Genomic DNA, 25865 nt, shown 5'->3' on the forward strand with positions numbered 1-25865 from the left:
CGACAGGCCGTTGATCGAGCAGCCGACCGGTGGAAAGGACTCAGGCTGCTCCGCTCGGGACGGCGTGCGCGTTGACCTGGCGCAGCGTCGTGACGATGCCCTCGAAGTCGGCCGGGAAGATCGCATCGACGAGGGCGAGGATTTCCGCGCGACGCCGCTGTATTCGTGCCGCTATGGCCCTGTGCGTGGGCTTCGCAGACCGGGTAGTGCTCATACCTGCGGCCTGGCGGTAAGCACATCGAGCACGCGAGGTGCGAAGAACCTCCGCTTGTAGGCTTCCGGGTCGACCACGTCAAGGACCCCCAGTTCACACAGTTGGCCAACAAGCTTGTTGGCGCGGCCGTATGAGATGCCGAGGTCGGCTTCGACCTTCCGCACGGTGAAACTGGGGTTTGCGACAGCCAGATCGATAAGCGCGTGGGCGCTATCGGCGCGGAGAGTAGACGCCCGCACCACGGCCTTCAACTCGCCTTGAACCTCGACGAGGGCCCGCATCTCCTCATGGGTGCTATCGGCAGCTTGGCGCAGCCCTTCTGAGAAGAACGCCACGAAGGCATCCCAGTCGCCTGACGTGCTCACCGCCAGAAGTCGGTCGTAGTACTCCCCCCGCCGGGCCTCGAACCATGGCGAGACGGTCAATGTCGGCTCGCTTAGTACTCGACTGCCAACGAGATGAAGCACGATGAGCAGTCGGCCTACGCGGCCGTTGCCATCCCGGAACGGGTGGAGAGTCTCGAACTGGTAATGCGACATTGCCGCCGCTACGACCGGATCGATCGCTCCTCGGTGATCCTCACGAAGCCAGGTAACGAGCGCGTCCACACCCGCGCCCAACTCGACACCCTCCGGCGAGGGCACGAATCGCGCCTGGTGGACAGGGAAATCCCGTGGGTCGGCATGTGCACGCCGCCCTATCACTACCTGAGAGTCGCGCAATCGTCCCGAAACGCTCTCCAATGGAGTGCCGCGCATAAGCAGACCCTGCAACTCGCTCAGGAAGGACGCGGTAACCGGGCGGCCTTCCCCGACCCATGCGAACCCGTGATTGGCAGCGCGAACGTAGTTCAGGATCTCAAGCAGTTCGGCCGTAGGCGGATCTTCGTCGTCGGCCACCAGGACTGCCGCGAGGGGGGCGTAGGTGCCCTCGAGAGCCGACGTGCTCTGAGCTTCCCGCCGCAAGGTAGGCAGGCGCAGCAGAGTCGGATTGGGCAGCTGGCGAGCGGCGCTGTCCAGTGCCGCGAGGGCGGCCCGCGCGTCGGCCACCATTCGGTAGGTCTTGCCCGATAGTGGAGGTTCAACTGTTGGTAGCGGAGTGGGGACGAAAGCCTGGTGCTCCCAACGACCGAGCACCGGGTCGTTGCCGGAGATCGGCACGAGCACCCCCGGGGCCGACTTGCGAAACATGCTGAGGTCCACAATGTCACTCTAACCGGGGTTGTGTGACATTGTTCCCTCTGGCATATCACTAAGCGACTGCTCTTGCGCGAGCAGCCAGATATGAGGGACCCCCCGCGCACCCGCCAGAGCCCGCTTATCCTTGCTGCCTTCCGGCCCTGGGGAGGTTCACAGGGTGACGCCACACGAGGGGTCGGCTGACCATGCTACCCGCTTGAACCTGCGGTGGTTACCTGCCCCACTCGGTGGGCGGGCCGAGCTGCAGCAGCACCAGGACGACGGCGACGACCGCGACCAGGATGATCCCGGCGAGCAGCAGCGGGTTGCGCAGGCTCCAGCGCAGCAGCCGGTCAAGCGCGGTGTCATCGCGCGGATCGTCGCTCGCCTCGGTGCGCCAGCCGCCCTCGAGCATGCCGCGGCGTTCCAGGGAACGGTCGAGCGGAATGGTCGCGAAGGGGACGATCGCCAGGGCCACCGCACCCATCACCTGCCCCGGTCGCCAGCGCTGGTTCAGCCCGACCAGCAGGGCCGTCGCGCCGTACGACACGAACGCGAAGCCGTGCGCGAGGCCGGCCGGGAACATCAGCGCGTCTACGTCGAAGACGTACTTCGCGATCATGGCAGCGATCAGCAGCGTCCAGGTGATCGCCTCGGCGATCGAGACGATGCGGTAGAGCCGCGTGGGGGGCAGGGCAGTGCGGGGCGGGGCCGTGGTGCTCACGACGATCACGCTAGCCGCGCGTCGTCCCCATCGCATCGTCTCTTCGGCTGATGAACAGTTAGTTAGCAGCGGAAATTACTGTGAGCAATTCCCTCCGCTGAACCGTTCCCGCGGCAGCCGGAGTTTGCGAGGATGAAGGGTACCGCTTCCCGATCCTGATCCCTGGAGTGAACTGTGAGCCTCAAGCCCCGCGCTGCAGCCCCCGCCCCCACCGACCTGCTGGGCATCAACCACATGCTGGACGACGAGGAGAAGGCGATCCGCAGCACGGTCCGAAAGTGGGTAGAGGAGAAGATCACGCCCCACGCCGGGCAGTGGTTCGAGGACGGCGTCTTCCCTGAGGACATCATCCCCGAGCTCGGCGAGATGGGCCTGTTGGGCATGCACCTCGAGGGCTACGACTGCGCGGGCATGAGCGCCACCAACTACGGCCTGGCCTGTCTCGAGCTGGAGGCGGGAGACTCCGGGCTCCGCTCCTTCGTGTCCGTGCAGGGCTCGCTGGCGATGTTCCCGATCTGGGCGTACGGCTCCGAGGAGCAGAAGCAGCGCTGGCTTCCCGAGATGGCCGCCGGCCGGGCGATCGGCTGCTTCGGCCTGACCGAGCCCGACCACGGCTCCGACCCGGGGAACATGTCCACCCGCGCCGTCAAGGACGGTAGCGACTGGGTCATCAACGGCGCCAAGATGTGGATCACCAACGGGCCGATCGCCGACGTCGCGGTGGTCTGGGCGAGCACCGAGGAAGGCGTCCGCGGGTTCGTCGTCCCGACCGACACCAAGGGATTCACCGCGAACGAGATCAAGCACAAGGGATCGCTGCGGATGAGCAAGACCGGCGAGCTGGTGTTCGACAACATGCGCTTGCCCGAAGACGCCGTCCTGCCCGAGGTCACGGGTCTGAAGGGTCCACTTTCGTGCCTGTCCGAGGCCCGTTTCGGAATCCTGTTCGGTGCGCTCGGCGCGGGGCGCTCGTGCTTCGAGACCGCGTTGGACTACTCCAAGTCCCGCGTGCAGTTCGGCCGGCCGATCGGTGGCTTCCAGCTCACCCAGCAGAAGCTCACGAACATGGCGATGGACCTTGCCAAGGGCGAGCTGCTCGCCATGCACCTTGGCCGACTGAAGGACTCCGACCGCGGCCTGGCGCCCGAGCAGGTGTCCTTCGGCAAGCTGAACAACGTCCGGGTCGCGATCGATGCCGCGCGCACCTCGCGCACCATCCTCGGCGGCAACGGAATCAGCCACGAGTACCCGATCATGCGGCACTCGGCGAACCTCGAGTCGGTGCTCACCTACGAGGGCACCGAGGAGGTCCACACCCTCGTCATCGGCCAGCTGCTCACCGGGCAGAACGCCTTCTCCTAGCCAAATACAATCTCAACCATGACTGAGGACGCCCCCGCCGACCACCACCGGCGGGGGCGTCTCGCGTCACGGCTGCTGGGAGGCGGGACCGAGCCCGATCCCAGGTTCAGCCTGGCCAACGAGCGCACCTTCCTGGCGTGGATCCGCACCTCGTTGGCGCTGCTCGCGGGTGGCGTCGGCATCGAGGCATTTGCTCGGGACATCTTTCCCAGCACCTGGCGACAGGCGCTCGCCGTCCTGCTCATCATTCTGGCGATGCTGCTGAGCGCCACCTCCACGTGGCGATGGCTACAGATCGAACGCGCCATGCGGCGTCGCAGGCCGCTTCCGCTGAGCTTCCCCGCGATCTGGCTGGCGCTGGGGACGACCGTCGTGGCCGTCGTCATCGGCCTCGTCTTCCTGGCGCGCGGCTCGTGAGACGACCACGCGTCCAGGTACCTCCGCATCTGCGGCAGGCTCGGACCGCGCCCGCGCACGCGGACGCCGGCCTCCAGCCGGAGCGCACAGTGCTGGCCTGGGGACGTACCGTGCTCGCACTCACTATCTGCGCGCTGCTGTTCCTGCGGTGGTTGCCGTCCCATCGGGTGTGGGCACTGGTTCCCGTCCTGATCGCGACCGGGGGCGGTGCACTGATCGTCCTCGGACGACGACGCGCAGCCGATCGCGCCGTCCGAGCGATCCTCGACGAGCACGCAGAACCCCCCGTGGGCCCGGTCTTCGCGGTCAGCGCCTTGGTGGTTCTGACCGGAATCGCCGCCCTGCTGATCATCTAGGGCCGCCGACACTGGTGGCCGCCGATCGACGCAGGGATCCCAGTGATGATCGGGACCAATGGGACGACCCTGTGGGCAAGATCACCACGACGGCGGATCACGAAAGGGAGCACCCCCGGCTGTTCATGTCAAGCGACCTAAATGGACTCGCCGTGAATGATAGGGGTCTGCCGGGGCCCACTCAGGAGACCGGCGCGTGGCCACGCGCCGGCGACGCCGGGCCGCAACCTGACCGATGCCCGGTGTTCACCCAGCCCTGCCGCCGCGCCTCATCGCTGTCTTGACGGACGCCAAGCCCGCGCCGATGATTCTGGCGAGTCCCGGCCCCCGGCTCACGCGCTCTGCACATATATCGACGATCGACCCCATCGGCACGCTAGGAGAAGCATGTCCATCAGGTCCCTACGTAGGGGCATCACGGCCGCAGCATCGGCGCTGGCCGCGCTGGCCGTCACCTTGCCAACCACCTCCGCGCCCGCGGAAGCCGCGTCGCTCACGCGCTCCGCCCAGCCCACCCTGACCACGCACGACTTCCCGGTCTACCCCACCGGCGATCACGATGCCGGTGTCTTCACGATGTCCAACGGCAGCGCCGCATACTGCATCGAGTACGACTGGGTCTCCGACGGATATTCGACGTTCGATCAGGCGTCATGGTCACAGTTCCCGGGCGAGAACCCAGACAATAGGTTCACGCAGCACGCGGGCGAGATCAACTGGATCCTGCAGCACGGCTACCCGGCGCTCAACGTCGCGACGCTAGAGGCGACGGTCCGGGCCGCGGGCGGCACCATCACCGACTCGCTGTCGCCCTTCGAGGCGGCACGCGCCACCCAGGAGGCGATCTGGGAACTCACCGATCCCGGCAAGTACAACGGCCCGTGGCCGGAGCAGTACGGCTGGCAGTCGGGCGCGAGCGCCGCCGACATAGCCTCGGTCACCAGCTACCTGCTGGACAATGCCACCTGGCTCGCTGCGGGCAAGGGCGCCGCGCCGACGGTCGACGTTGCACCGGCGAACACCTCCGGCAACAGCGGAGACGTCCTCGGCCCGGTGACGATCACCACCGGGGGGGTCGGGTATGCACAGGTCTCGATCTCGGGGCTCGGCGCCGGCTCGCAACTCACCGATGCCTCCGGTGCGCCGATGGACGTGAACCTCGACGCCGTGCAGTCGGGGACGCAACTGTATTTCACCGTCGCCGACGATGCTGCCGCCGGCGAGATCACCGTGGACGCTGCCGTGCAGGGCGCCGATCCAGCGAGCACCGGCACCCTGCTGGTCTCCACGGAGCGGATCAACGGCGATCGGGGTCAGTCGCTGATCGAGGTGTCGCCCGCGTCCGCGAGCGACACCGCAGTGGTGACCTGGGCGCCCGCAGCGGTTCCGCCGACGCTCGGTACCACCGCCAGTGATCAGGCTGACGGCGACAAGGTCATCGACCCCGCAGGCGGCACGATCGTCGACGTCGCGAAGTTCACCGGTTTGACCCCCGGAAAGACCTACACCCTCAGCGGCAAGATCTTCAACAAGACCACCGGCAAGCTCACCGGCATCACCGCCACCCGGGAGTTCACGCCGACCGCCGCCAACGGCACCGTCGCGCTGACCTTCACCATCCCCGCCGGCTACGCCAACAGCACACTCGTGGTCTACGAGACCATCCTCGACGGCACCACCATCATCGTCGACCACTCGGATCCCAACGACCAAGAGCAGACCGTCACCGTTCCGCCGCTCCCTCCGACACTCGGCACCAGCGCCAGTGATCAGGCCGACGGCGACAAGCTCGTCCCGGCGTCCGGCGGCACCATCGTCGACGTCCTCGAGTACACCAACCTGACCCCGGGCCAGGAGTACACCATCAACGGCGAGCTGTTCAACAAGACCACCGGCAAGCTCACCGGCATCACGGCCACCGCGAAGCTCACCCCGACTGCTGCGAACGGCACCGCCGAGGTGCTCTTCACCGTGCCGGCAGGCTTTGACGGCCAGACCCTCGTGGTCTACGAGGAGCTGCTCGACGTCGACGGCACCATCGTCGCCGAGCACAAGGATCCCGAGGACGAGGATCAGACGGTCTACGTGCCGAGTATCGGCACCTCGGCAGCCGACCAGAAGGACGGCGACAAGACGATGGATCACGCCGGTGGAGCCATCGTCGACGTGGTTGCCTACACGAATCTCTTGCCCGGGCAGACCTACACAGTCAACGGCGAGCTAGTCGACAAGAGCACCGGGGCGCCCACCGGGATCACCGGGACGGCAACCTTCACCCCGACGGCCTCGTCGGGCACGGTGGAGGTGCTCTTCACCCTGCCAGCGGGACATGCGGGCAAGAGTCTCGTGGTGTTCGAGCGGCTGCTCGACGCGAACGGAACGATCATCGCGACCCATGAGGACATCGACGATGCCGCCCAGACCGTCGCGGTGAATACCCCGCCCCGCCGCACCCCAGGAGTTCCTCCGGTAAAGCCAGTCGCCCCGGTGCCGTCGAAGCCGTCGCTGGCGAACACCGGCACGAATGCCTCGCCCATGCTGCTGCTCGGTGGCCTGCTGATCGCGGCCGGCGCCGGCACGCTGACGGCCGGTCGTCGCAAGCGAACGGCGGCTGACCAGCCGTTGTAACCGCACGGTAGACCTGCAGCTCCCCATCCCTCGGTCTCGGGGGATGGGGAGCTGCGCGTTGGGCCGAACTCGTTCCTGTCGCTCAGCCGTCGAGTCCCGGCTGGGCGATCATCATTCCCAGGACGCCGACGACGGCGAACGCACCACCGGTCAGTGGGCTACCGGTGCGCCAGAGACCCACCGCCACGACCAGCACCAGGACACAGGCGACCGCCACGCGCGGCCAAAGTGGGAGTCGGTGGTCGGCGGTGGGCGCCATCCAAATCGCCCAGAGGACACCTACCGCTGCAACCGCCGCCACCGCCGCGAGCCACGCCCCCGCGCTGCCGAATCTGCGCGCGAGGCGGAACGCGACCAGCCCAGCGCCGACAACAATAGTCAGCTCGACCAGGAACGCCCATACGCCAAGCGTCCACTCGAGCGGCGTCTCCGGAACCATCCTTGCGTCAGCCATCTCACTCCTCGCGAGCAGTGCTCTCGTTTGACTCATCCAAGCACGATGAAGCCCGCCCATCAAGAGCGGTGCTCTCGATGTGCGGACGCGGTCGAAACGAGGTTCAGGCGGGTACGGCGTATGGGATGGGTTCCCCGCCGTCTGGACGGGCGAAGCGGATCTCGACCGCGGCGCCGACTCGGAGCTGGTTCGCGTTCGCGTTCTGCACCTGTGCGCGCAACCACGGTCCCTCGTCGAGCTCGACGATGGCGAGTGGAAGCGGCTCAGCATCGCGGCGATGGACGACGGCATAGGACGCGATCACGCCGCGCCCAGAGGCCTCGACCCACTGCATATCAGTGGATCCGCACAGAGGGCAGGTCGTGGCTTGCGGCGGGCCGAGGTGCCCCTGGTCGCATTGACGGATCAGCAGCCGCCCGTCGGCGGCAGCATCGAACCACTCCGCGGAGGCGTCGTCCCGCTCGATCGCGTACATGTTGTCCGCCGACATCACGACTCCTTCGAGTGCGGACTGAGGATCAGCGTCGAGTGATGGGCGAGGATGCCGCCGTTTCCGCTGACGAGGATGTAGTCGTTGTCCGCGACCTGCCGGTCACCGCCCTGCCCCCGGCCCTGGATGATCGCCTCGCTGAGCGGCGTCATGCCCCACATGTAGTAACCGGACAGCTGCCCGCCGCCGGTGTTGGTGGGCAGCGCCCCCCCCGGCGCGAGCGCGCCGCTCTCGGCAAGCGCACCGCCCTCGCCCTTGGCGCAGAATCCGTAGTCCTCGAGCGTCACCAACGTGGTGTAGGTGTAGCAGTCGTAGATCTCGCGGACGCCGATCTGCTCGGGCCGCACTCCGGCCATAGCCATCGCCCGCTCCCCCGAGAGCTTGGCACCGGTGACGAGGCCGAACTCGGAGTCGCGGGCATCGAGGTATCCCGGATGGCACTGGCCGCCGCCATGCAGATAGACCGGCGGCTGCACGAGATCGCGAGCCCGCTCCCCACTGGTCACGATGCAAGCGACCGCCCCGTTGGAGACCAGACAGCAGTCGAGCAGATGCAGCGGTTCGACGATGTACCGCGAGCTCTGATGGTCCTCGATCGTCATCGGATCACGCATCTGAGCCAGCGGATTGAGCTCGGCCCACTTCCGGGTGCTCACGGCGACGTGCCCGAGCTGCTCGCTGGTTGTGCCGTACTTGTCCATGTGGCGACGAGCCGCGAGCGCGTATCCGATGTTGGGGCCGAGGAAGCCGCCAGCAGGCGCGACCCCGAGGAATCCCGGCCGCAGCCGTAGCTTGGGGTCGGCGTACGTCGCGCCGGTGCGCTTACCTTCGGTGAGCGGGACGTCGGCGAACACACACGCCACAGTGCTGGCCTGTCCGGTGGCGATCGCGGCCGCAGCCTGCATCACCATGACGCCCGCCGACGATCCGAACGACTGGATCTCCGAGAGCATCGACAGATCGCGCAGCCCGAGATCAGCAGCCAGCGGTATGCCGACCTGCCGGCCGATCCCGAAGTTGATCAGCAGCCCGTCGATGTCGCCGACCTGCAACCCGGCGTCCGAGGCCGCACTGCCGACCGCCTCGACCGCGAGCTGCGTCGCCGTCCGTCCGTAGACCTTGCCCATCTCGGTCATACCCAGACCGGCGATGGCTGCATCGAGTGTGACCATGGGCCCGATTGTGCCGCAGATCTGCCGCAATCGTTAGCCCTGCTCACTAGTTTTCGGTGGGTGAGGGTGAGACGTGCAATACCGGTCGCCATCCGATTAGGCCGGCCGGTATCCTTATTAGTCGCACCCTGGAGGATTCGCCTAGAGGCCTATGGCGCTCGCTTGGAAAGCGGGTTGGGTTCACGCCCTCACGAGTTCGAATCTCGTATCCTCCGCCACCGGCCCGAAGGGCCCGCACCGGAGCCGGAGACGATTCGGAGTCAGCATGCGCGTGTTGATCCTCGGCGGCACCGCCGAGGCACGCGCGCTGGCGCAGGCCCTGACCGATCGCGCAGTCGCGGTCGTCTCCTCGCTCGCCGGCCGAGTGTCCACGCCTCGTCTTCCGGCCGGCGAGGTGCGCATCGGTGGCTTCGGCGGCATCGACGGCCTGGCCGAGCTCATCAGCACCGACAGCATTACGCACGTCGTCGATGCAACCCACCCCTACGCGACGACGATGAGTGCGCACGGGGTGGCCGCGGCCGATCGAGCCGGCGTCCCGTTCGTTCGTTATGCGCGGCCTGGCTGGCGCTCGCATGCGCTGGCCGGCGGCTGGACGTGGGTCTCGTCGTACGCCGAGGCCCAGATAGCCGCCGATCGGCTGGGCTCTCGGCCATTCATCACTACGGGCCGTCAGACGCTGACCCACTACCTCGACGGGTGGTGGGACCGTCGGGCGCTGGTCCGGGTTGTAGAGCCGCTCGGCGAGCAGGCTCCGTCGGCGTGGACGGTGGTGCTGGACCGTGGGCCATACGAGGTGGACGCCGAGCTCTCGCTGATGAGCCGGCACGGTGTGAATGTGCTGCTCACCAAGGACTCCGGCGGCTCGTATACCGCCGCGAAGCTCACCGCAGCCGATCGACTCAGTATCCCCGTGGTCGTCGTACGGCGACCCGACACGCCGACGGGAGCACGTGAGGTCAGCACCCTCGACGACGTGCTCGCGACGCTGCTCCACTAGCGATCCGGACGCCCACCACGGCGCCGAGAGCCGCCCACGAGAGCCGGCTGCTGAGCCGGACCGCGCGGGGCACGTCCCCGATCGTCACCGCCCGCCCGTCTCCGAGCGTGCCGCGGTCCTCGGCCCGCCCGGCATAGACATTGCTGCCGCCCAGCTGCACGCCCAGGCCGGCCGCGAACGCCGTCTCGATCGGGCCGGCGTTCGGACTCGGGTGCGCGGAGGCGTCGCGCCGTACGATGCGCAGTACTTCACCGGGCCGGCCCGACAATGCTGCAGTGAGCGCGGCAGCCAGGCGGGCGGGCAGGATGTTGGCGAGGTCGTCGAAGCGGGCCGCGGCCCAGCCGAAACGCTCCCACCTCGGCGTTCGATGGCCGACCATCGCATCGAGCGTGTTGACCGCGCGGTAACCCAAAAGCCCTGGTACACCGGCAATCGCGCCCCAGAACAACGGACCAACCACAGCATCGGAGGTGTTCTCGGCGACCGACTCCACACAGGCCCGGCCGAGCCCGTCGGCATTGAGCGCGCTCGGGTCGCGGCCCACCAGCGAGCGCACCCGATGCCGGGCCGCCTCAAGATCGCCTCGCGTCACGAGGTCGTGCACCGCGCCGGCCTCACGCTGGAGACTACGACCACCGAGCACCGCCCAGGTCGACACTGCCGCGAGCACGGTCAATGCTTCCGCGCGGCAGTGCGAACGACGGGCCGATCGAGTGAGCAGTCCCCCGAGGCTGATACTCGCGCCGACGAGGACCGCCTCGTACCCGATCCCGCGCGACCGCGAGTCGCCGTACATCGGCTGCTGCAGCGCAGCCGCAATCTGACCGAAGCCCGCCACCGGATGGAAGCGACGCGGATCGCCGAGCAGACGGTCGGCGATGAAACCGAGCACGAGACCGAGACTGACCGGATCGACCTCGGCCGCCCGTCGTAGTGCTCTCACCGGGCCAGTGCCGTGACGACCTTGCCGATGATCGTCACCGCGGGCGCGCTGATTCCCGCTGCGCTCGCCTTCTGGCCGATATCGGCGAGGGTTCCGCAGACGCTGCGCTGGCTCGGCATGCTCGCATCGGCGATACACGCCGCGGGAGTCTGCGCGCAGAGCCCTTCGGCGATCAGACGCTCCGCGATCTGCGGTAGCGCGGCCACACCCATCAGGACGACAATCGTCAGCCGGGACGACGCCAGCGCTGCCCAATCGACGTCGTTGCGTTCGTCGCCCGGAGCGACGTGGCCGGAGACCACGATGAAGCCCTGGGTCACGGCGCGGTGAGTGACCGGAATCCCGACCAGCTCGGCAGCGGCGATCGACGAGCTGATGCCGGGGATCGACCGGACCGGTACACCTGCTGCGACACAGGCGTTCCACTCCTCGCCGCCGCGACCGAAGACGAAGCTGTCGCCTCCTTTGAACCGGACGACCCGCTTGCCGGCCTTCGCGCGCTCGACGAGCATCTCGTTAATCGCCGCCTGCGGGGTGAACTCCCCGCGGGGGATCTTGCCGACGTGCACTACCTCGGCGTCCGGACGTGCTTCGCGGAGCGCACCGAGCGGTGCCAGCCGGTCGCACACGATCACGTCGGCGTTGCGGATCGCTTGTAGACCGGCGATCGTGAGCAATCCCTCATCGCCAGGACCGCCCCCGACCAGCGTCACGCTGCCGTCGACCGGATCCGCCGCCACGACGACAGGTTCGGCGGTGCGACTTTGGTCTCGCACCACCACGTCGTACAGCATCGGGTCGGCCTGCGTGACGAGCTCGACCAGCCCGCGTGAGGCGAGATCGCGCAGCGTCGCGTCGGGATCGGTCTCGAGGACGGTGACTCGCGCGCCGTCGGTGAGCAGTGCATGGATGCGCTCGGCGACGCCGGCTCCCGGCGAGTGCAGCAGCACGGAGCGGCCACCGACGGAAAGAGCCGTGCTCACGCGGGTGCCTCCTCGCTGACGACGCCAACCAGCGCCTCAAGCAGCGCCGCGGTGGTCTGCGGGTCGCGGACAGCGATGCGGACCCACTCAGGTCCAAGGCCTGGGAAGCTCGCGCCGGTGCGGACGGCGAACCCCCGGTCGCGCAGCTTCTCGCGGACACCGATGCCGGCCTTGACGAGAACGAACGGCGCGCGCCCGCTCACCGGGCGCAGCCCCAACCGCTGCAGACCGGTGACGAGTGCGCCACGCCACTGCTGGATCTCGGCGGCCTCGGCCGCCGCCTTGGCCACGGCCACCGGCGTCGCCGTCGCCTCCATCGCGCACGCTGCCGGAGTCGAGACCGACCAGTGCGGCTGCTGTGCCTCCAGCAGGGTGATGAGATCTCGCGGCGCGATGACGTACCCGGCGCGCAATCCGGCTATCGACCAGGTCTTGGTCAGCGAGCGGATCACCACCACGCCGTCCAGGTCGGGACCGATGATCGTCTCGGGCTCTCCTGGCACGGCGTCCATGAACGCCTCGTCGACCACGAGGATCCGTCCCGGGCGCTGCAGGCTGCGGAGTGCCCCGCGCGGATGAAGTACGCCGGTCGGGTTCGTCGGGTTGCCGATCACGACCAGGTCGGCGTCCTCGGGAATCGCCGCCGCGTGCAGCACGAACCCGTCACGCTCGTGCAGGATCACCTGCTCGGGCGTCACGCCCGCTCGCCGCAGCGCCGCCTCGGGCTCGGTGAACTGGGGGTGGACGACGACCGGACGGCGTGCCGGGAACGCGCGGGCGATCAGAGTGAACGCCTCGGCGGCGCCATTCGTGGGCAGCACCATGTCGTCGGGAAGGCCATGCCTACGGGCGATCGCGCGGCGCGCCGGGGCCGTCGTCGGGTACGGCGCGATGCGGTCGAGGCTCTCGGCGATCCGTTGCAGCAGCCACGGCTCCGGAGCATCGGCCCGCACGTTGACCGCCAGATCAATCAGCCCGTCGCCCAGCTCGGCATCACCATGGTGATCCAACGAACCTAGCCCAACCGCAGCCCCACGATCCTCGAGCCGCCCGCGGTCCCCACGGTCGTCGACCAGCGCGCGTGGAGACGCCGCAGGACGCCAATCCCCTGAGCCACTGACCGAATCATGCGCACGGACGGTCGAGGCTGCCACGGGTCCGAGGGCACCCGACGCAGCGGCGAAAGCGGCCACCGAGTCGCTGAATGACTCGACCAACGAGGGGTTCCCGGCCCAGTGCGTGTGCAGATAGGACGCGTGGATGGTCGCCCGGCCGGTGCCGGCCGGGTCGAGTGCAAACCCCTCGGCCTGCCGGCCGCCGTCCGCATCAAACCGCCACGCTGGCGTGTCACCTGCGGACGGCGAGGTGCGGGTCCGGTGGAACTCGTGCCCGCGCACCTCGGTGCCGGCCGGGCCGAGAACGCTGTCGACGCCTAGCTCGGCGCGGTGGTATTGCAGGGTCAATCGCGGATGCATCGCCGCTCTCGCTGGGATCACGCCGACGAAGTCGTGCCCTTCGACGGACTCGCACAAATAGAGCATTCCCGCGCACTCAGCCACCGTCGGCATGCCGGAGAGGACGGCGCTGCGGATCTCCTTCTTCAACGGCGCGTTGCCGGCGAGGTCGGAGGCATGCATCTCCGGGAACCCGCCTCCGAGGTACAGGCCGGCCGCTCCCGCCGGGAGGGCAGCATCCCGAGACGGGTCGAAGACCACCGGTTCCAGACCTTGCGCGCGCAGTAGCTCGTCGGTCTCGGCGTAACGGAAGGTGAATGCCCGTCCACCGGCAACCGCGACGATCGGCCGCGCGGACCGGTCCCGAACGGGCGGCATCCACGCCTCGACGGCTAGATCATCGGCGCTCGAGGCAATCCGACGTACGGCGTCCAGATCGATGTACTCCGCGGTCTGCTCGGCAAGCAGGTCGAGCGCCCGCGTGACGTCCTCCCGCTCCGCAGCCGGGACGAGCCCGAGATGCCTCGACGGTGCGCTCACCCCCGCGTCGCGCGGCAATACGCCGAGCACCGGATAGCCCGCGCGCTCTACCGACCGCCGCACCTCGTCGGAGTGCCGCTGCGAGCCGGCCTTGTTCAGGATCACGCCGGCAACCTGCACCGCCGGATCGAAGACGGCGAGGCCATGCACGGTGGCGGCGACCGTGCGAGCGGCGGCGGAGATGTCGACCACGACGATCACCGGGCTGGCCGTCAGCGCCGCGATGTGCGCTGTGGAGGCGAACCCGTCGGTGCCGAGCCGTCCGTCGTAGAGGCCCATGACCCCTTCGATCATCGACAGTGCAGCGGGTTCGGGGGTCGCGTGCCCATGGGCGAGCAGCGGGAGGATCAGCGATTCGCGGCACAACCAGGGGTCGAGATTGCGTCCCGGGCGCCCAGTCGCGAGTGCGTGGTATCCGGGATCGATGTAGTCCGGACCGACCTTCGCGGGTGCGACCTGGTGACCGGCCCGGGTGAGCGCGGCCATCAGCCCCACTGCGACGGTCGTCTTGCCCTGCCCGGATGCGGCAGCGGCAATCACGACGCGGGGGATGCTCAGCAACGGATCACCACTCGATGCCCTTCTGGCCCTTTTGCCCGCGGTCGAAGGGATGCGCGAGCTTCGTCATCTCGGTGGCGACGTCCGCGTTCTCGATCAGCCGCGGATCGGCGTCGCGTCCGGTGATGACGACATGCTGGTAGCCGGGCCGGTCCTGGAGGGTCTCGATGACGTCCTCGATATCTACCCAGCCCCACTTCATGACATAGGTGAACTCGTCGAGGACGTACAGCGTGTGTGTCTCGGCGGCGAGTCGCCGCTTGATCTCCGCCCAGCCTTCCCGTGCGTCACGAGAATGGTCCTCATCGGTGCCGGCCTTGCGCGACCATGACCAGCCCGAGCCCATCTTGTGCCACTCGATCGGTCCGCCCTTACCCGTGTCGCGGTGCACCTCGTTGAGCGTCTCGAGCGCGCTCTGCTCGCCGATCCGCCACTTCGCGGACTTCACGAACTGGAACACTCCGGTCGACCAGCCCTGGTTCCAGGCCCGCAGCGCGAGCCCGAAGGCAGCAGTCGACTTTCCCTTCCCTAGGCCGGTGTGCACGATCACCAGCGGTTGGTTGCGGCGCTGCCGGGTGGTCAGGCCGTCCGCGGCCTCGACCGGCGGTTGTCCCTGAGCCATCAGGCGGCCCTCCTTCTCTGCGGATCGGTGCGCGCGCCGTCCACGAGGTCGACCAGCGCATCGGCCGCGACCTCGGGCAGCGGCACATACGCCGCCCCCATCCGGACGGCGAGGTCGCGGGCCAGCCCCATGCGGAAGCGGCCGGTCTCGCAGTCGATCACGACGGTCTCCACCCCGATTCCCGGCCATGCGTCGGCGATGCGCTGCGCGCGCCCGAGGGCCTGCTTGCCGCTCGTCGCCCGGCCGTCGGTCAGCAGCACGAGCAGCGCCCGGCGCCGAGGGTCGCGGATCCGCTCGACACGCAGCACCTGTGCGGCGCGCAGCAGCCCTTCGGCCAGTGGCGTACGCCCACCGTGCGGCAGCTCGCGCAGGCAGCGTTCAGCGGCCTCGACGGACGTCGTCGGCGGCAGCGAAAGCTCTGCATCGCTGCCACGAAAGGTAACCAGCCCCACTCGGTCACGTTTGCGGTAGGCATCCATCAACAACGACAGGACGGCGGTCTTGACCTCGTTCATCCGCTGCCGGGCCCCCATCGAACCGGACGCGTCGACGGCCAGCAGCACCAGGTTCGCCTCGCGGCCTTGGGTGATGACGCCGCGCAGATCACTGGCCTGTAGACGAAGCCGGCCATCGTACGGCGCCTTCGCCCGCGAGTGCGCTGCAGCGGTGACCGTCGCGGGCAGGTGCAGCCGGCGGACCTGCTCGGTCGTCGCACCGATGGTGCGGCCGTGGTCGGTGATCGCGCGGCTGCGTCGTCCGGCCTGCCCGGCGCCAAGGCCACGGACCGCGAAGCTGCGGGCGACGTACGGCGCGGCGGCTGAGGCCACCCCTTGCGGAGCGGGCGCAACATCTGGCTGATCGGCCGCGTCACGCTCGGATTGCGGCTGCTGCGACGGCTCGTGCGGTTGCGGTGCGGAGGGCGACTCGGCGGCAGGCGATTCCCCGGCGGGACCGTCGTCCGGACCCCCGTCCTCGGAACCCCCGGTGTCCTGGCGTGCGTCCTCGGAACCCCTGTCGTCCTGGCCTGCGTCGCCGGAACCGGGATCATCCGGCTCGTCGTCGCCGAGGAGCTGGTCGAGCAGGTCCTCGTCGAGCTCGGGGGCATCGAAGGGATTGCGGCGCCTTCGGTGGGGCAGCGCGAGCCGGGCGGCGGCCCGTACGTCGTCACGGGTCACCGCAGCACGACCGTGCCAGGCGGCGTGCGCCCTGGCCGCACGTGCGGTGACGATATCGGCGCGCATCCCGTCGACGTCGAAACCGGCGCAGACGCGGGAGATCCGCTCGAGCTCGCGGTCGGGCAGCCGCACGCCGCCAAGCCGCTGGCGGGCGGCGGCGATCCGCTCGCGCAACCCGGCTTGCGCCTCGGCGAACCGCGCGTTGAAGGCGCCGGGGTCAGCGTCGAAGGCGAGTCGGCGGCGGACCACCTCGAGGCGGGTAGCGGGCTCGCGGCTGGCCGCAATCTCAACAGTAAGCCCGAAGCGGTCCAGCAACTGCGGGCGCAGCTCGCCCTCCTCGGGGTTCATCGTGCCGACGAGCACGATGCGGGCGTCGTGCGAGAAGGAGATGCCGTCGCGTTCGACGGTGTTGCGGCCCATCGCTGCGGCATCTAGCAGCAGGTCGACCAGGTGGTCGTGCAGCAGGTTGACCTCGTCGACGTAGAGGATCCCTCGATTGGCGTCGGCGAGCAGGCCAGGCTTGAACTCGGCACGCCCCTCACCGAGCGCCTTGCGCAGGTCCAGCGAGCCGATCACCCGATCCTCGGTCGCGCCGACCGGCAGCTCGACCAGCCGCGCCGGGCGGGTCGTCGCGCCTGGCTCGTGCTTGTCACGATCCGGGCAGGTGACGTCGGGGCGGTCAGGGTCGCAACCGAACCGGCAGCCCTCGACCACTCGCTGCGGAGGCATGATCTCGGCCAGCGCCCGCACCATCGTCGACTTGGCGGTCCCCTTCTCACCTCGCACGAGGACGCCGCCGACATCCGGCGAGATCGAGGTGAGGACCAGCGCGAGCGCCATGTCATCGGCGGCGAGGATCGCTGAGAACGGGAACTGCGACATCTGCTTCCTCCTGGCAAGTGCCTCGCTTGCCGATCGCGAGCCGGCGGCCTGAGCTGGCCGGCGGGATACTCGCGATGTCCTGGCTCGTCCACATCGAGGTGGCTTCACAGTGGCGGGACCGCTGCGGGATATACCGCAATTTCTCGCTGAGAATCGCACCCAATCATGCCATCCCGGCGCAGGCCGGGCACGACCCGTCTACACTTGCCGCCGTGATCGAGGTCGTGGGCGTGCCGGCCAGCGGAGTGTCGTCGCTGCCGGACGACCTGCGCCGGCTCGTGCTGGACGCCGCCGTCGTGGTCGGCTCGCCCCGCCTCCTCGCCACGCTGCCGCCTGCGTCCGGCCCCGTCCAGCGGCGATTGGAATGGCCGCGGCCACTGCTTTCTGGTCTCGATGACCTGCTTGCCGAGCTGCGCACCGGACCACTGCCGGTCGTCGTCCTCGCCACCGGCGACCCCCTCGACTCGGGGATCGGGAAGACACTGATCGGCCGCCTCGACGCAGACACGGTCCGGATCCACCCCGCCGTCGGGTCCGTGGCGCTGGCCCGGGCCCGGATGGGCTGGTCGGCCGGCGAGTGCGATGCGCTGTCGCTGGTCTCGGCCCCGGCGTACGCCGTCCGCTCGCGGCTCACGCCCGGACGCCGGATCCTCCTGCTGTCGGCCGATGAGACCACCCCCGGCGCGGTCGCCCGCGAGCTGGTGGACGCCGGCTGGGCCGAGGCGACGCTCACCGTACTGGGCGATCTCGGCTCGGTCGCCGAGTCCCGGACCGCGCTGACACCCGCCGAGGCGCAGACGGCGTCCGGTCTTCCGCGGCTGAACATCATCGCACTCGAACTGCCCGCGCACGGACCGACGGTCGGCACCTCCCCGGGTCGCCCCGACGCGGCGTACGAGAACGACGGCCAGCTCAGCAAAAGCGAGGTCCGCGCGTGCGCGATCGCGGCCCTGCGGCCGGCGCCCGGCCAGCTGCTGTGGGACCTCGGGGCCGGAGCCGGATCGATCGCGATCGAGTGGGCCCTGCACGACCCGCGCTGCCGCGCCATCGCCGTCGAGCGCGACGAGGAGCGCGCCGACCGTATCGTCCGCAACGCAGCGACCGCGGGGGTCACCGGCGTGCGCGTGGTCCGCGCGACGATCGCCGACGCCGTAAATGTGGCCGGTGGATCGGCTGATGCGCTGCCGGTGCCGGACGCCGTCTTCATCGGCGGCGGCGCCGACGCAAAAGTCATCGAGCGCGCGTGGTCGGCGCTGCGTCCGGGCGGGCGGATCGTCGTCCACACCGTCACTCTGGAGACCGAGCAGTTGGTGGTCGAGGCGAGGCGGCGCCACGGCGGCGAGCTGCGGCGGATCAGCATCGAGCACGCCGAGCCGCTGGGTCGCTATCTGTCCTGGAAACCCGCACGTCCCGTCGTCGAATGGGCCGCCGTCCGGCCGTACGAGGAGAGCAGCCCGCCATGACCGTTCACTTCATCGGCGCCGGACCGGGCGCCCACGACCTGCTGACCGTGCGCGCAGTCCGACTGCTGCAGTCGAGCCCGGTGTGTCTGTACGCCGGCACCTACCTGGACGACGAGGTGCTATCGCACTGCCCACCGGGCGCCGAGCTGATCGACACCCAGCGGCTCAACCTCGACGAGATCATCGAGCACATGACGCGCGCGACCGGCGAGGGCAAGGACGTCGCCCGGCTGTGCTCGGGCGACCCGTCGGTGTACTCGGCGATCGCCGAGCAGGCGCGGCGCCTGGACCGCGAGGGCGTGCCCTGGGACATCACTCCCGGCGTCCCGGCGTACGCCGCGACCGCCGCGCTCATCGGCCGCGAGCTGACCGTTCCGGAGGTGGCCCAGTCGGTTGTCCTGACCCGCGCGCAGCGGGACTCGACCAGGATGCCGCCGTCCGAGACACTCGCCGCCTTCGCCCAGACCCGCGCCACACTCGTGCTGCACCTGGCGATCCGGCACACACGGCGCCTCGCGGAGGAACTGGCGCCGTACTACGGAGCGGACTGCCCGGTCGTGGTCGGCTCGCAGGTCAGCCAGCCCGAGGAGGTGGTCCTGCGCGGCACGCTCGCCGACATCGCCGGCCAGGTCGAAGCACACGGCCTGCGGCAGGCGGCCGTGATCATCATCGGCTGGGCCCTGGACGCCGAGGGCTTCGTCGACTCGCACCTCTACCAGTCCCGGTGCGGCGGGGCTGTCGCGGATGCGGCAGGTGCTACCTCGTTCCCGCCGGATGCGGTGGGTCCTACCCCGCTATTAGGCCAATAGTCTGCTCTCGGGACCTCTGTGACAGTTCTGTGCCAGGACACCCGCGCACTGTCACCGATGTGCTGCGACATACCGCGATCGTGCCGGCTGCGAGGTAACGGCTACCGCATCCGGGGTCCCTCTGTGCGGGCGGATGCGCGTTAGGGCATTCCGGACGCCGCGCGGTACCCTCCTCATCGTCATCAGACGCGCTAGCGAGGAACCCGGTGAGAATCCGGGACGGTCGCGCCACTGTGAGCATGCTGCGCTACGCGCCGCACGTGAGTCAGGAACTCGCCCGCGTCTGCCCCCCGTTCGGGACGCGCACTCCCGAGAGAGGTCCGCGATATGCATATCGCCGAGGGTTTTCTGCCCCCTGTCCACGCGGCTTGCTGGACAATAGCCGCCGCACCGTTCGTCGTCCACGGCACTCGTGCCCTCGCTCGCACCGCCAAGGAACATCCGAACGCCAAGCTGCTGCTGGGCGCGGCCGGAGCGTTCACCTTTGTTATGTCGGCGATCAAGCTGCCGTCGGTCACGGGCAGCTCGTCGCACCCGACCGGCACGGGAGTCGGCGCGATCATCTTCAGACCTCCCGTGATGGCCTCACTGAGCACTGTCGTCCTGCTTTTCCAGGCATTGCTGCTCGCGCACGGTGGGCTGACCACCCTCGGCGCCAATGTCTTCTCGATGGGAGTCGTCGGCCCCTGGGTCGGCTACGGCATCTATCGGCTGCTCGGCAAGGCGCCGTTCTCCGTCGCAGTCTTCTGCGGTGTCGCGATGGCAAATCTCGCGACCTACGTGATGACAGCGACACAGCTCGCGCTGGCGTTCCCCAGCGGCCACGGCGGCTTCGGCGCCGCCTGGGTCGAGTTCATGGGCGTCTTCGCCGTCACCCAGATCCCCTTGGCGATCATCGAAGGCTTGATCGGCGTCCTGCTGTTCAATGCCCTGCGGTCGTGGGCACCCAAGGAGCTCTCTGAGCTCAAGGTGGCGCTGCCCGAGGCGAAGGACAAGGAGCCGGCTCATGCGTAGGTGGATGATCAACACGCTTATCGTCATCGCGGTTGCGGTTCTCTTCGGGATCGCCTTCATGCTGGGAAACCAGAAGGAGGTCGCGGACGGCGACGAGGTCTTCGGCGGCACGGACGCCGCCGCCACCGAGATGGTGGAGGAGGCCAACCCCGACTACGAGCCCTGGTTCTCACCACTGTTCGAGGCCGAGTCCGGCGAGATCGAGTCGGGCCTGTTCGCGCTTCAGGCGGCGATCGGCGCCGGCGTCCTCGGGTTCGCGCTCGGCGCACTGTGGCAGCGTAACCGGCCCCGCACGGACGCTCACGGCTCCGTCGTCGGCCCGAGCGCGCCGCACTCGACAGACGCCCGCTAGCGAATGGCGCGACTCGCCCTCGATGACGCGGCGTGGAGCAGCCACTGGAGAGGCCGATCGACAGCGGAGAAGGCGCTGCTGTCGATCGGTCTGCTGCTGGTCGCAGTCACGTCGCCGGCGCCGTGGGTCTCGCTGCTGATTCTCGGCACGGCGATGACGATCGCGATCGCCCTCGCCCGGGTGCCGGCCCGCGGCTACCTGCTGGCGCTGCTCGCGCCCGCCTCGTTCGTGATCATCGGGTCGGCGGTGATCGCCGTGCACATCGGCACACCGCCGCCCGACGCGGTGTGGTCGTGGGGTCCGTTCTCGGCAACCACGCAGAGCCTGCTTCTCGCGGCCCAGGTGACCACGCGGAGTATGGCGGCGTTCTCAGCACTCCTCCTGCTCGCGTCGACGACACCGATGTCGGACATCCTCACCGGCCTACGACGGCTGCGAGTGCCGGAGGTGCTGATCGACATCGCGAGCCTCATCTACCGGCTACTGTTCGCCTTGCTCGGGGCGGCATCGACCATCATGGAGGCGCAACGAGCCCGCCTCGGTTACTCCTCGGGCCGCGCGGCCCGGCGGTCGGTCGGCGCCCTCGGTGGCGCCGTACTCATGCAGGCATGGGGCCGAGCACGACGGCTGGAGGAGGGCCTCGCCGGACGCGGCTACACCGGCTCGCTGCGGACGCTGTCGGCTGCCCGGCCGGTCTCGGTGTGGTTCGTGGTCGCAGCAGTCATACTCCTCGCCGCGCTCGTGACCGTCTCGGTTCTGGCGAGGTTCATGCGATGACGCCGGCCGACGACGCGATGCTCCTGGCGGCTGAATCGGTGCGCGCTGGCTACCGCGGGGCTCCCGACGTGTTACACGACGCCTCGGTGCAGGTCATGAGGGGAGTGCGGCTGGCCGTCATGGGCGCCAACGGCTCCGGCAAGACCACTCTGCTTCGCTGCCTCTCGGGAGCACATGAGCCCGCATCCGGCACCGTCATCTCGCGTGGTACTCCCTTGCGCTATAAGCAAAGTGCGATGAACACCCACCGGCAGCACGTGCAGCTCGTGCTGCAGGATCCTGACGATCAGCTCTTCTCCGCCGACGTCCGAGCAGACGTGTCGTTCGGGCCGATCAACCTCGGGCTGCCCGACGCGGCCGTGCTCGCGAGGGTCCGCGAGGCCCTCGACCTGCTCGGCATCGCCGATCTCGCCGACCGCGCCGTGCATCAGCTCTCGTACGGGCAGCGAAAACGAGTAGCGATCGCCGGTGCCATCGCGATGCGCCCGTCCGTGCTGCTGCTCGACGAACCGAGCGCCGGCCTCGACCCTACGACCGTCCACCAGCTGTACGGCGTTCTGCGCCGGCTCGAGGATGCCGGCACCACCGTCGTGCTGGCCACCCACGATGTGGATCTCGCCTGGCGCTGGGCGGATGAGGTCGCGGTCGTGCACGCGGGCGTCGTGCAGCAGGGACCAGTCGCCGACGTGCTCACCGACGACGCGCTGCTCGATGCCGCTCGGCTACAGCTTCCGTGGCAGGTCGACCTGCTCCGCCGGGCCGGGATTGCCTTCGATGCGGCGAACCGGCCCCGCTCGCCCGCCGACATCGCTGATCTGATCCGCGACGGATCAGCAAGAGGCGATGATGTCCTTGGCGATCCGGGCTAAGGCGACCTGACCGACGGCGCGGAAGGGATGCAGCGGTTCCGGCGCCGCCGCCGAACCAGTCGGGCAAGGAGCGACCGGGGCATTCCGTGGCGCTGCGTCAGTCCGACACGAAGCGCGGGGTCCAGACCCGGCCGGACGGCGTGACGCGGGTGGACGACGCGCCGACGATCACCAGGCACTTCATGTCGACCGTCTCGGTGTCGAGCTCGTCGAGCGTGGTGACCTGCAGTGACTCCTCTGCCCGGCCGACGTCCCGCGCGACGATCACGATGGTGCCGGGGGCCTTTACCTCCAGCAGCACCTGACGGGCCTGCTCGAGCTGATCGGGACGCGAACGGGAGCGCGGGTTGTAGATCGCGACCACAAAGTCGCCCTCGCCCGCTGCGCGGAGCCGCTTCTCGATGACCTGCCACGGCTTGAGCCGGTCGCTCATCGACATCAGCACCAGATCGGCACCGAGCGGCGCTCCGGCGAGGGCCGAGGCGGCCAGCGCGGCCGAGATCCCCGGTGCCACGTTGATGTCGACATCCGCGTAGGCCGGGTCCTCCGCAGCCTCGAAGACGGCGGCGGCCATGCCGAACACTCCTGCGTCGCCGCCGGAGACGACCGCCACCTCGCGGCCGCTCTTCGCCAGCTGGAGGGCGTGCCGGCCGCGGTCGACCTCGACGGTGTTGCCACTGGCATGCCGGGTGAGACCCTCGCGCTGGGGCACCCGATCGACGTACGGCGCATAGCCGATGACGTCGTCCACGCGGGCCAGGATCTCACCGGCCTCGGGCGAGAGCCACTTGTCCGGCCCAGGGCCGAGCCCGACGACGTGGACTGTTCCCGTCTGCTTTTCCGCAGTGGCGGCGATCTGCGTTTCGTCTCGGGTCGCGCGGCCGGCAGCGTCCGCGCGCCGATCGAGTCCGGGGACGACGATGATCGACATGTACGGCACAGTGGTGGGGTCGACCTCCCGCGCCGGCATGATCTGCTGGGAGTCTCGGGTGGCCCGCTCGACATACACCGCCCGGTCAAGTACGCCGGCCTGTCGCAGCGCCTCCCGGACTCCACTGAAGGTGCGGCCCAGCTTCATGATCACTGCGGCGTCGGTGTCGGCCAGACGGCGCGCCAGCTCTGGGACGGGAAGGGTGCCGGGGAGCACGGTGAGCACGTCCTCGTGACGGCACAGCGGCTCGGGGATCGCCGCGGTGGCGCCCGCCATCGCCGTCACCCCCGGCACCACCTCGGTGGCGAAGCGCGGTGAAAGCCGGTCGTACAGATACATGAACGACCCGTAGAACAGTGGATCGCCCTCCGCGATGACGACGACGTCGCGGTCTTGCTCGAGGTGCGCGGCGAGCCGCCGCTCGCACTCGGCATAGAAGTCGTTCAGCAGCCCGTGATAACCGCCGGGGTGATCGTAGTTCCCCGTCGTGACCGGATATCGCAGCTCTTCCTCGATCACGCCCGCTGGAATCAGATCGGCCGCGATCGCGCGCGCAATCGACTGCTTGCCGCCCGCTCCGGCGTGATACGCGATCACATCGGCGTTCCCGATCAACCCGGCCGCCTTGACGGTGATCAGGCCCGGATCACCCGGTCCAAGGCCAACTCCCCACAGTCGTCCCGTGCTCATGCGAGCTCGGACTCGTGCGCGAGCGCGTTGAGCGCGGCAGCCGCCATCGCCGATCCGCCACGACGGCCGTGCACCACGATCCATGGGACCTGGCCGCCCTCGGGCAACTCGTGCTCGGCTAACGCAGTCTTCGACTCGGCCGAGCCGACGAAGCCGACGGGCATGCCCACGATCGCGGCCGGGCGAGGGGTCCCGAGGGAGGGATCCTCCAGCATCTCCAGCAGATGGAACAGCGCGGTCGGGGCGTTGCCGACCGCGACGACCGCACCCTCCAGCCGGTCGGCCCACAGCGAGACGGCCGCCGCAGATCGGGTGGTTTGCCATTCTCGCGCCAATGCAGGAACCCGGTCGTCGCGCAGCAGACAGATCACCTCGTTGTCGGCGGGCAGCCGGCGACGGGTCACGCCGTGCGCGACCATGTTGCTGTCCGCGAGGATCGGGGCGCCCGATCGCAGCGCCGAGCGCGCGGCGCGGACGACGTCCGGGTGCGCGGCGATCTGGTCGGCGACGGCTACATCGCCTGCGGCGTGGACGATCCGGACTGCGACATCGGTGACGTCGTCCGGCAACGCCGACAACCGCGCGCGAGCCTCGTCGCGGATCATCCCGAAGGACTGGCGGTAGATCTCCTGCCCGTCGGTCTCGTACTCGTATGCGCGGGCGGGCCTGTGGATCTGGTTCATTGGGCGGGCTCCAGGTCTGCGATCAACGCGCGAGCTTGTACGAGATCGGCGGGGTTGATGACGTCGATCGCCTGTGCCGGGTGTCCACACCGACGATCACAGCCGCTGACGTGCACCGCCGGCACGTCCTCATCGCGCGCGAGACCGCGAGCGATCTGCAATGTCGGCGAGCCGGTGCGAGCACAGTGCGGCGCGCCCACGCAGGCAGTCACCCGAGTGAACCCGCTGGCGGCATCGACGACCAGTCCCGCACCGGCCACCCGCGAGGCCTGGGCCGCAGCACCAGGCACGAGCACGGACCGCCATGGCGTCAGCACGACCTCCTCCGCCAGCTCGGTGAGCAGCTCGGCCTGATGCTGCTCCAGCATGCCGAGCGGGACCCCGGCCAGGAGGTCGTCGCCGTACGCACCCGGGGACGGAGGGGCGCTGACCCGCGGCTCGCCGACGGGCCCGGCACCCTCGCCGAGCAGGTCCGCCCGGCCGGAGAGCTCACGAGCATTCCAGATCACCGGCTGGTGCCCGCTCGGCTCGCGATGCGCGACGAACCGGCGGCTGGCCTCGATCCGCGCGGCGGCGGCGTCGGCCCGCGTCACCTGGCGACCGAGGCCGGAGCTCGCCGCCCGGACGATTCCGTGCTCGGGGGCGCTTGCCTGGTAGGAGACATCCCACGGCGTACTCATCACGTCCCCGGATCCGTCGTCGATCGCGACCAGCCAGCGACCGGGCAGCCGGGCCAGCGTCGGGTCGGCGCGCAGCACCTCGTCGTACGCCGCGACAATCGCAGCGACCGGGGTGGCCTCGAACGGTGAGGCGATGATGTTGCGCATCACCTCGTGGGTGGACGACGGCAGCAGGCCGAGCTCGATAACGAACGGCTCTAGGTCGGCCGGCAGCGGATCGGGAAGACCCCGCAGCTGGAGGTTCCCGCGGCTGGTGAGCTGGATGACCGGCGCTGCGTTCGTCGCGGCATACCGGGCGAGGGCGCTGAGCGTCGCCGTCGGGATATGTCCCCCCGGGGCCCGCAGCCGCACCAGTGTGCCGTCGCCGCTGACGTATGGACGCAGGACGCCGGGGCAGCGATCGTCGGCCGGACGCGTGGTTGAGCTCAGGGACACGCCGCGAGTG

25 protein-coding genes, 1 tRNA gene, 1 other RNA gene and 1 riboswitch are annotated in these 25865 nt (G+C 69.2%); of the genes, 12 read left to right on the forward strand and 15 right to left on the reverse strand.

Annotated features, from left to right (window positions below):
- Positions 1-40: 40 nt before the first annotated feature.
- From DAA40_RS16140 to DAA40_RS07075, 4 genes are all read right to left on the reverse strand, one after another.
- Positions 41-214: a hypothetical protein gene (locus DAA40_RS16140; protein WP_158716289.1), complete on the reverse strand. Its 174-nt coding sequence runs from the start codon at positions 212-214 to the stop codon at positions 41-43.
- Positions 211-1416 carry a Fic family protein gene (locus DAA40_RS07065; protein ID WP_199849563.1) on the reverse strand — a complete coding sequence of 402 codons (1206 nt, stop codon included), beginning with the start codon at positions 1414-1416 and terminating at the stop codon, positions 211-213. The genes DAA40_RS16140 and DAA40_RS07065 overlap by 4 nt, the downstream gene beginning before the upstream one ends.
- Positions 1417-1497: 81 nt before the next feature.
- An RNA gene (ffs, locus tag DAA40_RS07070) (signal recognition particle sRNA small type) lies at positions 1498-1593 on the reverse strand.
- A 31-nt stretch (positions 1594-1624) separates the two neighbouring features.
- Entirely contained in the window at positions 1625-2116 is a 492-nt protein-coding gene (locus tag DAA40_RS07075) for a DUF3817 domain-containing protein (RefSeq protein ID WP_199849564.1), read from the reverse strand.
- Positions 2117-2290: 174 nt separating this feature from the next.
- Here DAA40_RS07075 and DAA40_RS07080 point away from each other — a divergent pair, with 174 nt between their 5' ends.
- The 4 genes from DAA40_RS07080 to DAA40_RS07095 all read left to right on the forward strand — a co-directional run bounded on the left by DAA40_RS07080 (position 2291) and on the right by DAA40_RS07095 (position 6879).
- Positions 2291-3478, forward strand: a complete 1188-nt coding sequence (locus tag DAA40_RS07080) for an acyl-CoA dehydrogenase family protein (RefSeq protein ID WP_234356261.1) — start codon at positions 2291-2293, stop codon at positions 3476-3478.
- Positions 3479-3496: 18 nt separating this feature from the next.
- Positions 3497-3895, forward strand: coding sequence for a YidH family protein (locus tag DAA40_RS16625; RefSeq protein WP_106848917.1), 399 nt, complete (start codon positions 3497-3499; stop codon positions 3893-3895).
- A complete protein-coding gene (locus DAA40_RS07090; protein ID WP_234356262.1) occupies positions 3892-4251 on the forward strand; it encodes a DUF202 domain-containing protein in 360 nt (119 codons plus the stop codon). The genes DAA40_RS16625 and DAA40_RS07090 overlap by 4 nt, the downstream gene beginning before the upstream one ends.
- Positions 4252-4638: 387 nt before the next feature.
- Complete coding sequence (locus DAA40_RS07095; RefSeq protein WP_106848918.1) at positions 4639-6879, forward strand: VaFE repeat-containing surface-anchored protein; 2241 nt, start codon at positions 4639-4641, stop codon at positions 6877-6879.
- Positions 6880-6961: 82 nt separating this feature from the next.
- Here DAA40_RS07095 and DAA40_RS07100 read toward each other — a convergent pair whose 3' ends face one another.
- The 3 genes from DAA40_RS07100 to DAA40_RS07110 all read right to left on the reverse strand — a co-directional run bounded on the left by DAA40_RS07100 (position 6962) and on the right by DAA40_RS07110 (position 8995).
- Positions 6962-7333, reverse strand: a complete 372-nt coding sequence (locus DAA40_RS07100; RefSeq protein WP_158716290.1) for a DUF2568 domain-containing protein — start codon at positions 7331-7333, stop codon at positions 6962-6964.
- 103 nt (positions 7334-7436) lie between these two features.
- A complete protein-coding gene (locus DAA40_RS07105; protein WP_106848920.1) occupies positions 7437-7823 on the reverse strand; it encodes a Zn-ribbon domain-containing OB-fold protein in 387 nt (128 codons plus the stop codon).
- Positions 7823-8995 carry a sterol carrier protein gene (locus tag DAA40_RS07110; RefSeq protein ID WP_106848921.1) on the reverse strand — a complete coding sequence of 391 codons (1173 nt, stop codon included), beginning with the start codon at positions 8993-8995 and terminating at the stop codon, positions 7823-7825. The genes DAA40_RS07105 and DAA40_RS07110 overlap by 1 nt, the downstream gene beginning before the upstream one ends.
- 130 nt (positions 8996-9125) lie before the next feature.
- Here DAA40_RS07110 and DAA40_RS07115 point away from each other — a divergent pair.
- Positions 9126-9213 (forward strand) — tRNA-Ser (locus tag DAA40_RS07115).
- Positions 9214-9260: 47 nt separating this feature from the next.
- Positions 9261-9995 (forward strand): cobalt-precorrin-6A reductase, encoded by a 735-nt coding sequence (locus DAA40_RS07120; RefSeq protein WP_106848922.1) that lies wholly within the window; start codon positions 9261-9263, stop codon positions 9993-9995.
- Here the strand turns inward: DAA40_RS07120 and DAA40_RS07125 are convergent.
- From DAA40_RS07125 to DAA40_RS07145, 5 genes are read right to left on the reverse strand one after another with little or no spacing between them, the layout of a single operon-like run.
- Positions 9955-10938: a cobalamin biosynthesis protein gene (locus DAA40_RS07125; protein WP_106848923.1), complete on the reverse strand. Its 984-nt coding sequence runs from the start codon at positions 10936-10938 to the stop codon at positions 9955-9957. The genes DAA40_RS07120 and DAA40_RS07125 overlap by 41 nt on opposite strands.
- Positions 10935-11921, reverse strand: a complete 987-nt coding sequence (gene cobA / locus DAA40_RS07130; RefSeq protein ID WP_106848924.1) for a uroporphyrinogen-III C-methyltransferase — start codon at positions 11919-11921, stop codon at positions 10935-10937. The genes DAA40_RS07125 and cobA overlap by 4 nt, the downstream gene beginning before the upstream one ends.
- Positions 11918-14476 carry a cobyrinate a,c-diamide synthase gene (locus tag DAA40_RS16630; RefSeq protein ID WP_106848925.1) on the reverse strand — a complete coding sequence of 853 codons (2559 nt, stop codon included), beginning with the start codon at positions 14474-14476 and terminating at the stop codon, positions 11918-11920. Before DAA40_RS16630 ends, cobA begins: the two co-directional genes overlap by 4 nt.
- 4 nt (positions 14477-14480) lie before the next feature.
- On the reverse strand, positions 14481-15095 hold the full coding sequence (gene cobO, locus DAA40_RS07140; RefSeq protein WP_106848926.1) for a cob(I)yrinic acid a,c-diamide adenosyltransferase: 615 nt from the start codon (positions 15093-15095) through the stop codon (positions 14481-14483).
- Positions 15095-17152: a VWA domain-containing protein gene (locus tag DAA40_RS07145; protein WP_106848927.1), complete on the reverse strand. Its 2058-nt coding sequence runs from the start codon at positions 17150-17152 to the stop codon at positions 15095-15097. Before DAA40_RS07145 ends, cobO begins: the two co-directional genes overlap by 1 nt.
- Before the next feature lie 212 nt (positions 17153-17364).
- On the opposite strand from DAA40_RS07145, the gene cbiT reads away from it, so the two are divergent.
- The 6 genes from cbiT to DAA40_RS07175 all read left to right on the forward strand — a co-directional run bounded on the left by cbiT (position 17365) and on the right by DAA40_RS07175 (position 22436).
- Positions 17365-18615, forward strand: a complete 1251-nt coding sequence (gene cbiT, locus DAA40_RS07150; protein WP_199849566.1) for a precorrin-6Y C5,15-methyltransferase (decarboxylating) subunit CbiT — start codon at positions 17365-17367, stop codon at positions 18613-18615.
- On the forward strand, positions 18612-19424 hold the full coding sequence (gene cobM / locus DAA40_RS07155) for a precorrin-4 C(11)-methyltransferase (protein ID WP_106848929.1): 813 nt from the start codon (positions 18612-18614) through the stop codon (positions 19422-19424). Before cbiT ends, cobM begins: the two co-directional genes overlap by 4 nt.
- A gap of 145 nt (positions 19425-19569) precedes the next feature.
- Positions 19570-19721: riboswitch (cobalamin riboswitch) on the forward strand.
- A 30-nt stretch (positions 19722-19751) separates the two neighbouring features.
- Positions 19752-20438 carry an energy-coupling factor ABC transporter permease gene (locus DAA40_RS07160; RefSeq protein ID WP_106848930.1) on the forward strand — a complete coding sequence of 229 codons (687 nt, stop codon included), beginning with the start codon at positions 19752-19754 and terminating at the stop codon, positions 20436-20438.
- Entirely contained in the window at positions 20431-20790 is a 360-nt protein-coding gene (locus DAA40_RS07165; RefSeq protein ID WP_199849567.1) for an energy-coupling factor ABC transporter substrate-binding protein, read from the forward strand. The genes DAA40_RS07160 and DAA40_RS07165 overlap by 8 nt, the downstream gene beginning before the upstream one ends.
- Before the next feature lie 3 nt (positions 20791-20793).
- Positions 20794-21567, forward strand: a complete 774-nt coding sequence (gene cbiQ / locus DAA40_RS07170) for a cobalt ECF transporter T component CbiQ (protein ID WP_106848932.1) — start codon at positions 20794-20796, stop codon at positions 21565-21567.
- The gene (locus DAA40_RS07175) at positions 21564-22436 is read left to right on the forward strand and encodes an energy-coupling factor ABC transporter ATP-binding protein (protein ID WP_106848933.1); all 873 of its coding nucleotides are present in this window, start codon (positions 21564-21566) and stop codon (positions 22434-22436) included. Before cbiQ ends, DAA40_RS07175 begins: the two co-directional genes overlap by 4 nt.
- Before the next feature lie 97 nt (positions 22437-22533).
- On the opposite strand, the gene DAA40_RS07180 is transcribed toward DAA40_RS07175, so the two are convergent.
- From DAA40_RS07180 to DAA40_RS07190, 3 genes are read right to left on the reverse strand one after another with little or no spacing between them, the layout of a single operon-like run.
- Entirely contained in the window at positions 22534-24057 is a 1524-nt protein-coding gene (locus DAA40_RS07180) for a precorrin-2 C(20)-methyltransferase (RefSeq protein WP_106848934.1), read from the reverse strand.
- The gene (locus tag DAA40_RS07185; RefSeq protein WP_106848935.1) at positions 24054-24740 is read right to left on the reverse strand and encodes a precorrin-8X methylmutase; all 687 of its coding nucleotides are present in this window, start codon (positions 24738-24740) and stop codon (positions 24054-24056) included. The genes DAA40_RS07180 and DAA40_RS07185 overlap by 4 nt, the downstream gene beginning before the upstream one ends.
- Positions 24737-25855, reverse strand: coding sequence for a cobalamin biosynthesis protein CobG (locus tag DAA40_RS07190; RefSeq protein ID WP_106848936.1), 1119 nt, complete (start codon positions 25853-25855; stop codon positions 24737-24739). The genes DAA40_RS07185 and DAA40_RS07190 overlap by 4 nt, the downstream gene beginning before the upstream one ends.
- Between the last annotated feature and the right edge of the window lie 10 nt (positions 25856-25865).

It is taken from the genome of Blastococcus sp. Marseille-P5729, from assembly GCF_900292035.1.
Classification (GTDB): domain Bacteria; phylum Actinomycetota; class Actinomycetes; order Mycobacteriales; family Antricoccaceae; genus Cumulibacter.

What these genes read in the sequence shown, in the direction of transcription:
- DAA40_RS16140 (WP_158716289.1), bottom strand. Translation starts at nt 214, where the DNA reads ATGAGCACTACCCGGTCTGCGAAGCCCACGCACAGGGCCATAGCGGCA.
- DAA40_RS16625 (WP_106848917.1), top strand. Translation starts at nt 3,497, where the DNA reads ATGACTGAGGACGCCCCCGCCGACCACCACCGGCGGGGGCGTCTCGCG.
- DAA40_RS07095 (WP_106848918.1), top strand. Translation starts at nt 4,639, where the DNA reads ATGTCCATCAGGTCCCTACGTAGGGGCATCACGGCCGCAGCATCGGCG.
- DAA40_RS07100 (WP_158716290.1), bottom strand. Translation starts at nt 7,333, where the DNA reads ATGGCTGACGCAAGGATGGTTCCGGAGACGCCGCTCGAGTGGACGCTT.
- DAA40_RS07105 (WP_106848920.1), bottom strand. Translation starts at nt 7,823, where the DNA reads ATGTCGGCGGACAACATGTACGCGATCGAGCGGGACGACGCCTCCGCG.
- DAA40_RS07110 (WP_106848921.1), bottom strand. Translation starts at nt 8,995, where the DNA reads ATGGTCACACTCGATGCAGCCATCGCCGGTCTGGGTATGACCGAGATG.
- DAA40_RS07120 (WP_106848922.1), top strand. Translation starts at nt 9,261, where the DNA reads ATGCGCGTGTTGATCCTCGGCGGCACCGCCGAGGCACGCGCGCTGGCG.
- cobO (WP_106848926.1), bottom strand. Translation starts at nt 15,095, where the DNA reads ATGGCTCAGGGACAACCGCCGGTCGAGGCCGCGGACGGCCTGACCACC.
- DAA40_RS07145 (WP_106848927.1), bottom strand. Translation starts at nt 17,152, where the DNA reads ATGTCGCAGTTCCCGTTCTCAGCGATCCTCGCCGCCGATGACATGGCG.
- cobM (WP_106848929.1), top strand. Translation starts at nt 18,612, where the DNA reads ATGACCGTTCACTTCATCGGCGCCGGACCGGGCGCCCACGACCTGCTG.
- DAA40_RS07160 (WP_106848930.1), top strand. Translation starts at nt 19,752, where the DNA reads ATGCATATCGCCGAGGGTTTTCTGCCCCCTGTCCACGCGGCTTGCTGG.
- DAA40_RS07165 (WP_199849567.1), top strand. Translation starts at nt 20,431, where the DNA reads ATGCGTAGGTGGATGATCAACACGCTTATCGTCATCGCGGTTGCGGTT.
- cbiQ (WP_106848932.1), top strand. Translation starts at nt 20,794, where the DNA reads ATGGCGCGACTCGCCCTCGATGACGCGGCGTGGAGCAGCCACTGGAGA.
- DAA40_RS07175 (WP_106848933.1), top strand. Translation starts at nt 21,564, where the DNA reads ATGACGCCGGCCGACGACGCGATGCTCCTGGCGGCTGAATCGGTGCGC.
- DAA40_RS07180 (WP_106848934.1), bottom strand. Translation starts at nt 24,057, where the DNA reads ATGAGCACGGGACGACTGTGGGGAGTTGGCCTTGGACCGGGTGATCCG.
- DAA40_RS07185 (WP_106848935.1), bottom strand. Translation starts at nt 24,740, where the DNA reads ATGAACCAGATCCACAGGCCCGCCCGCGCATACGAGTACGAGACCGAC.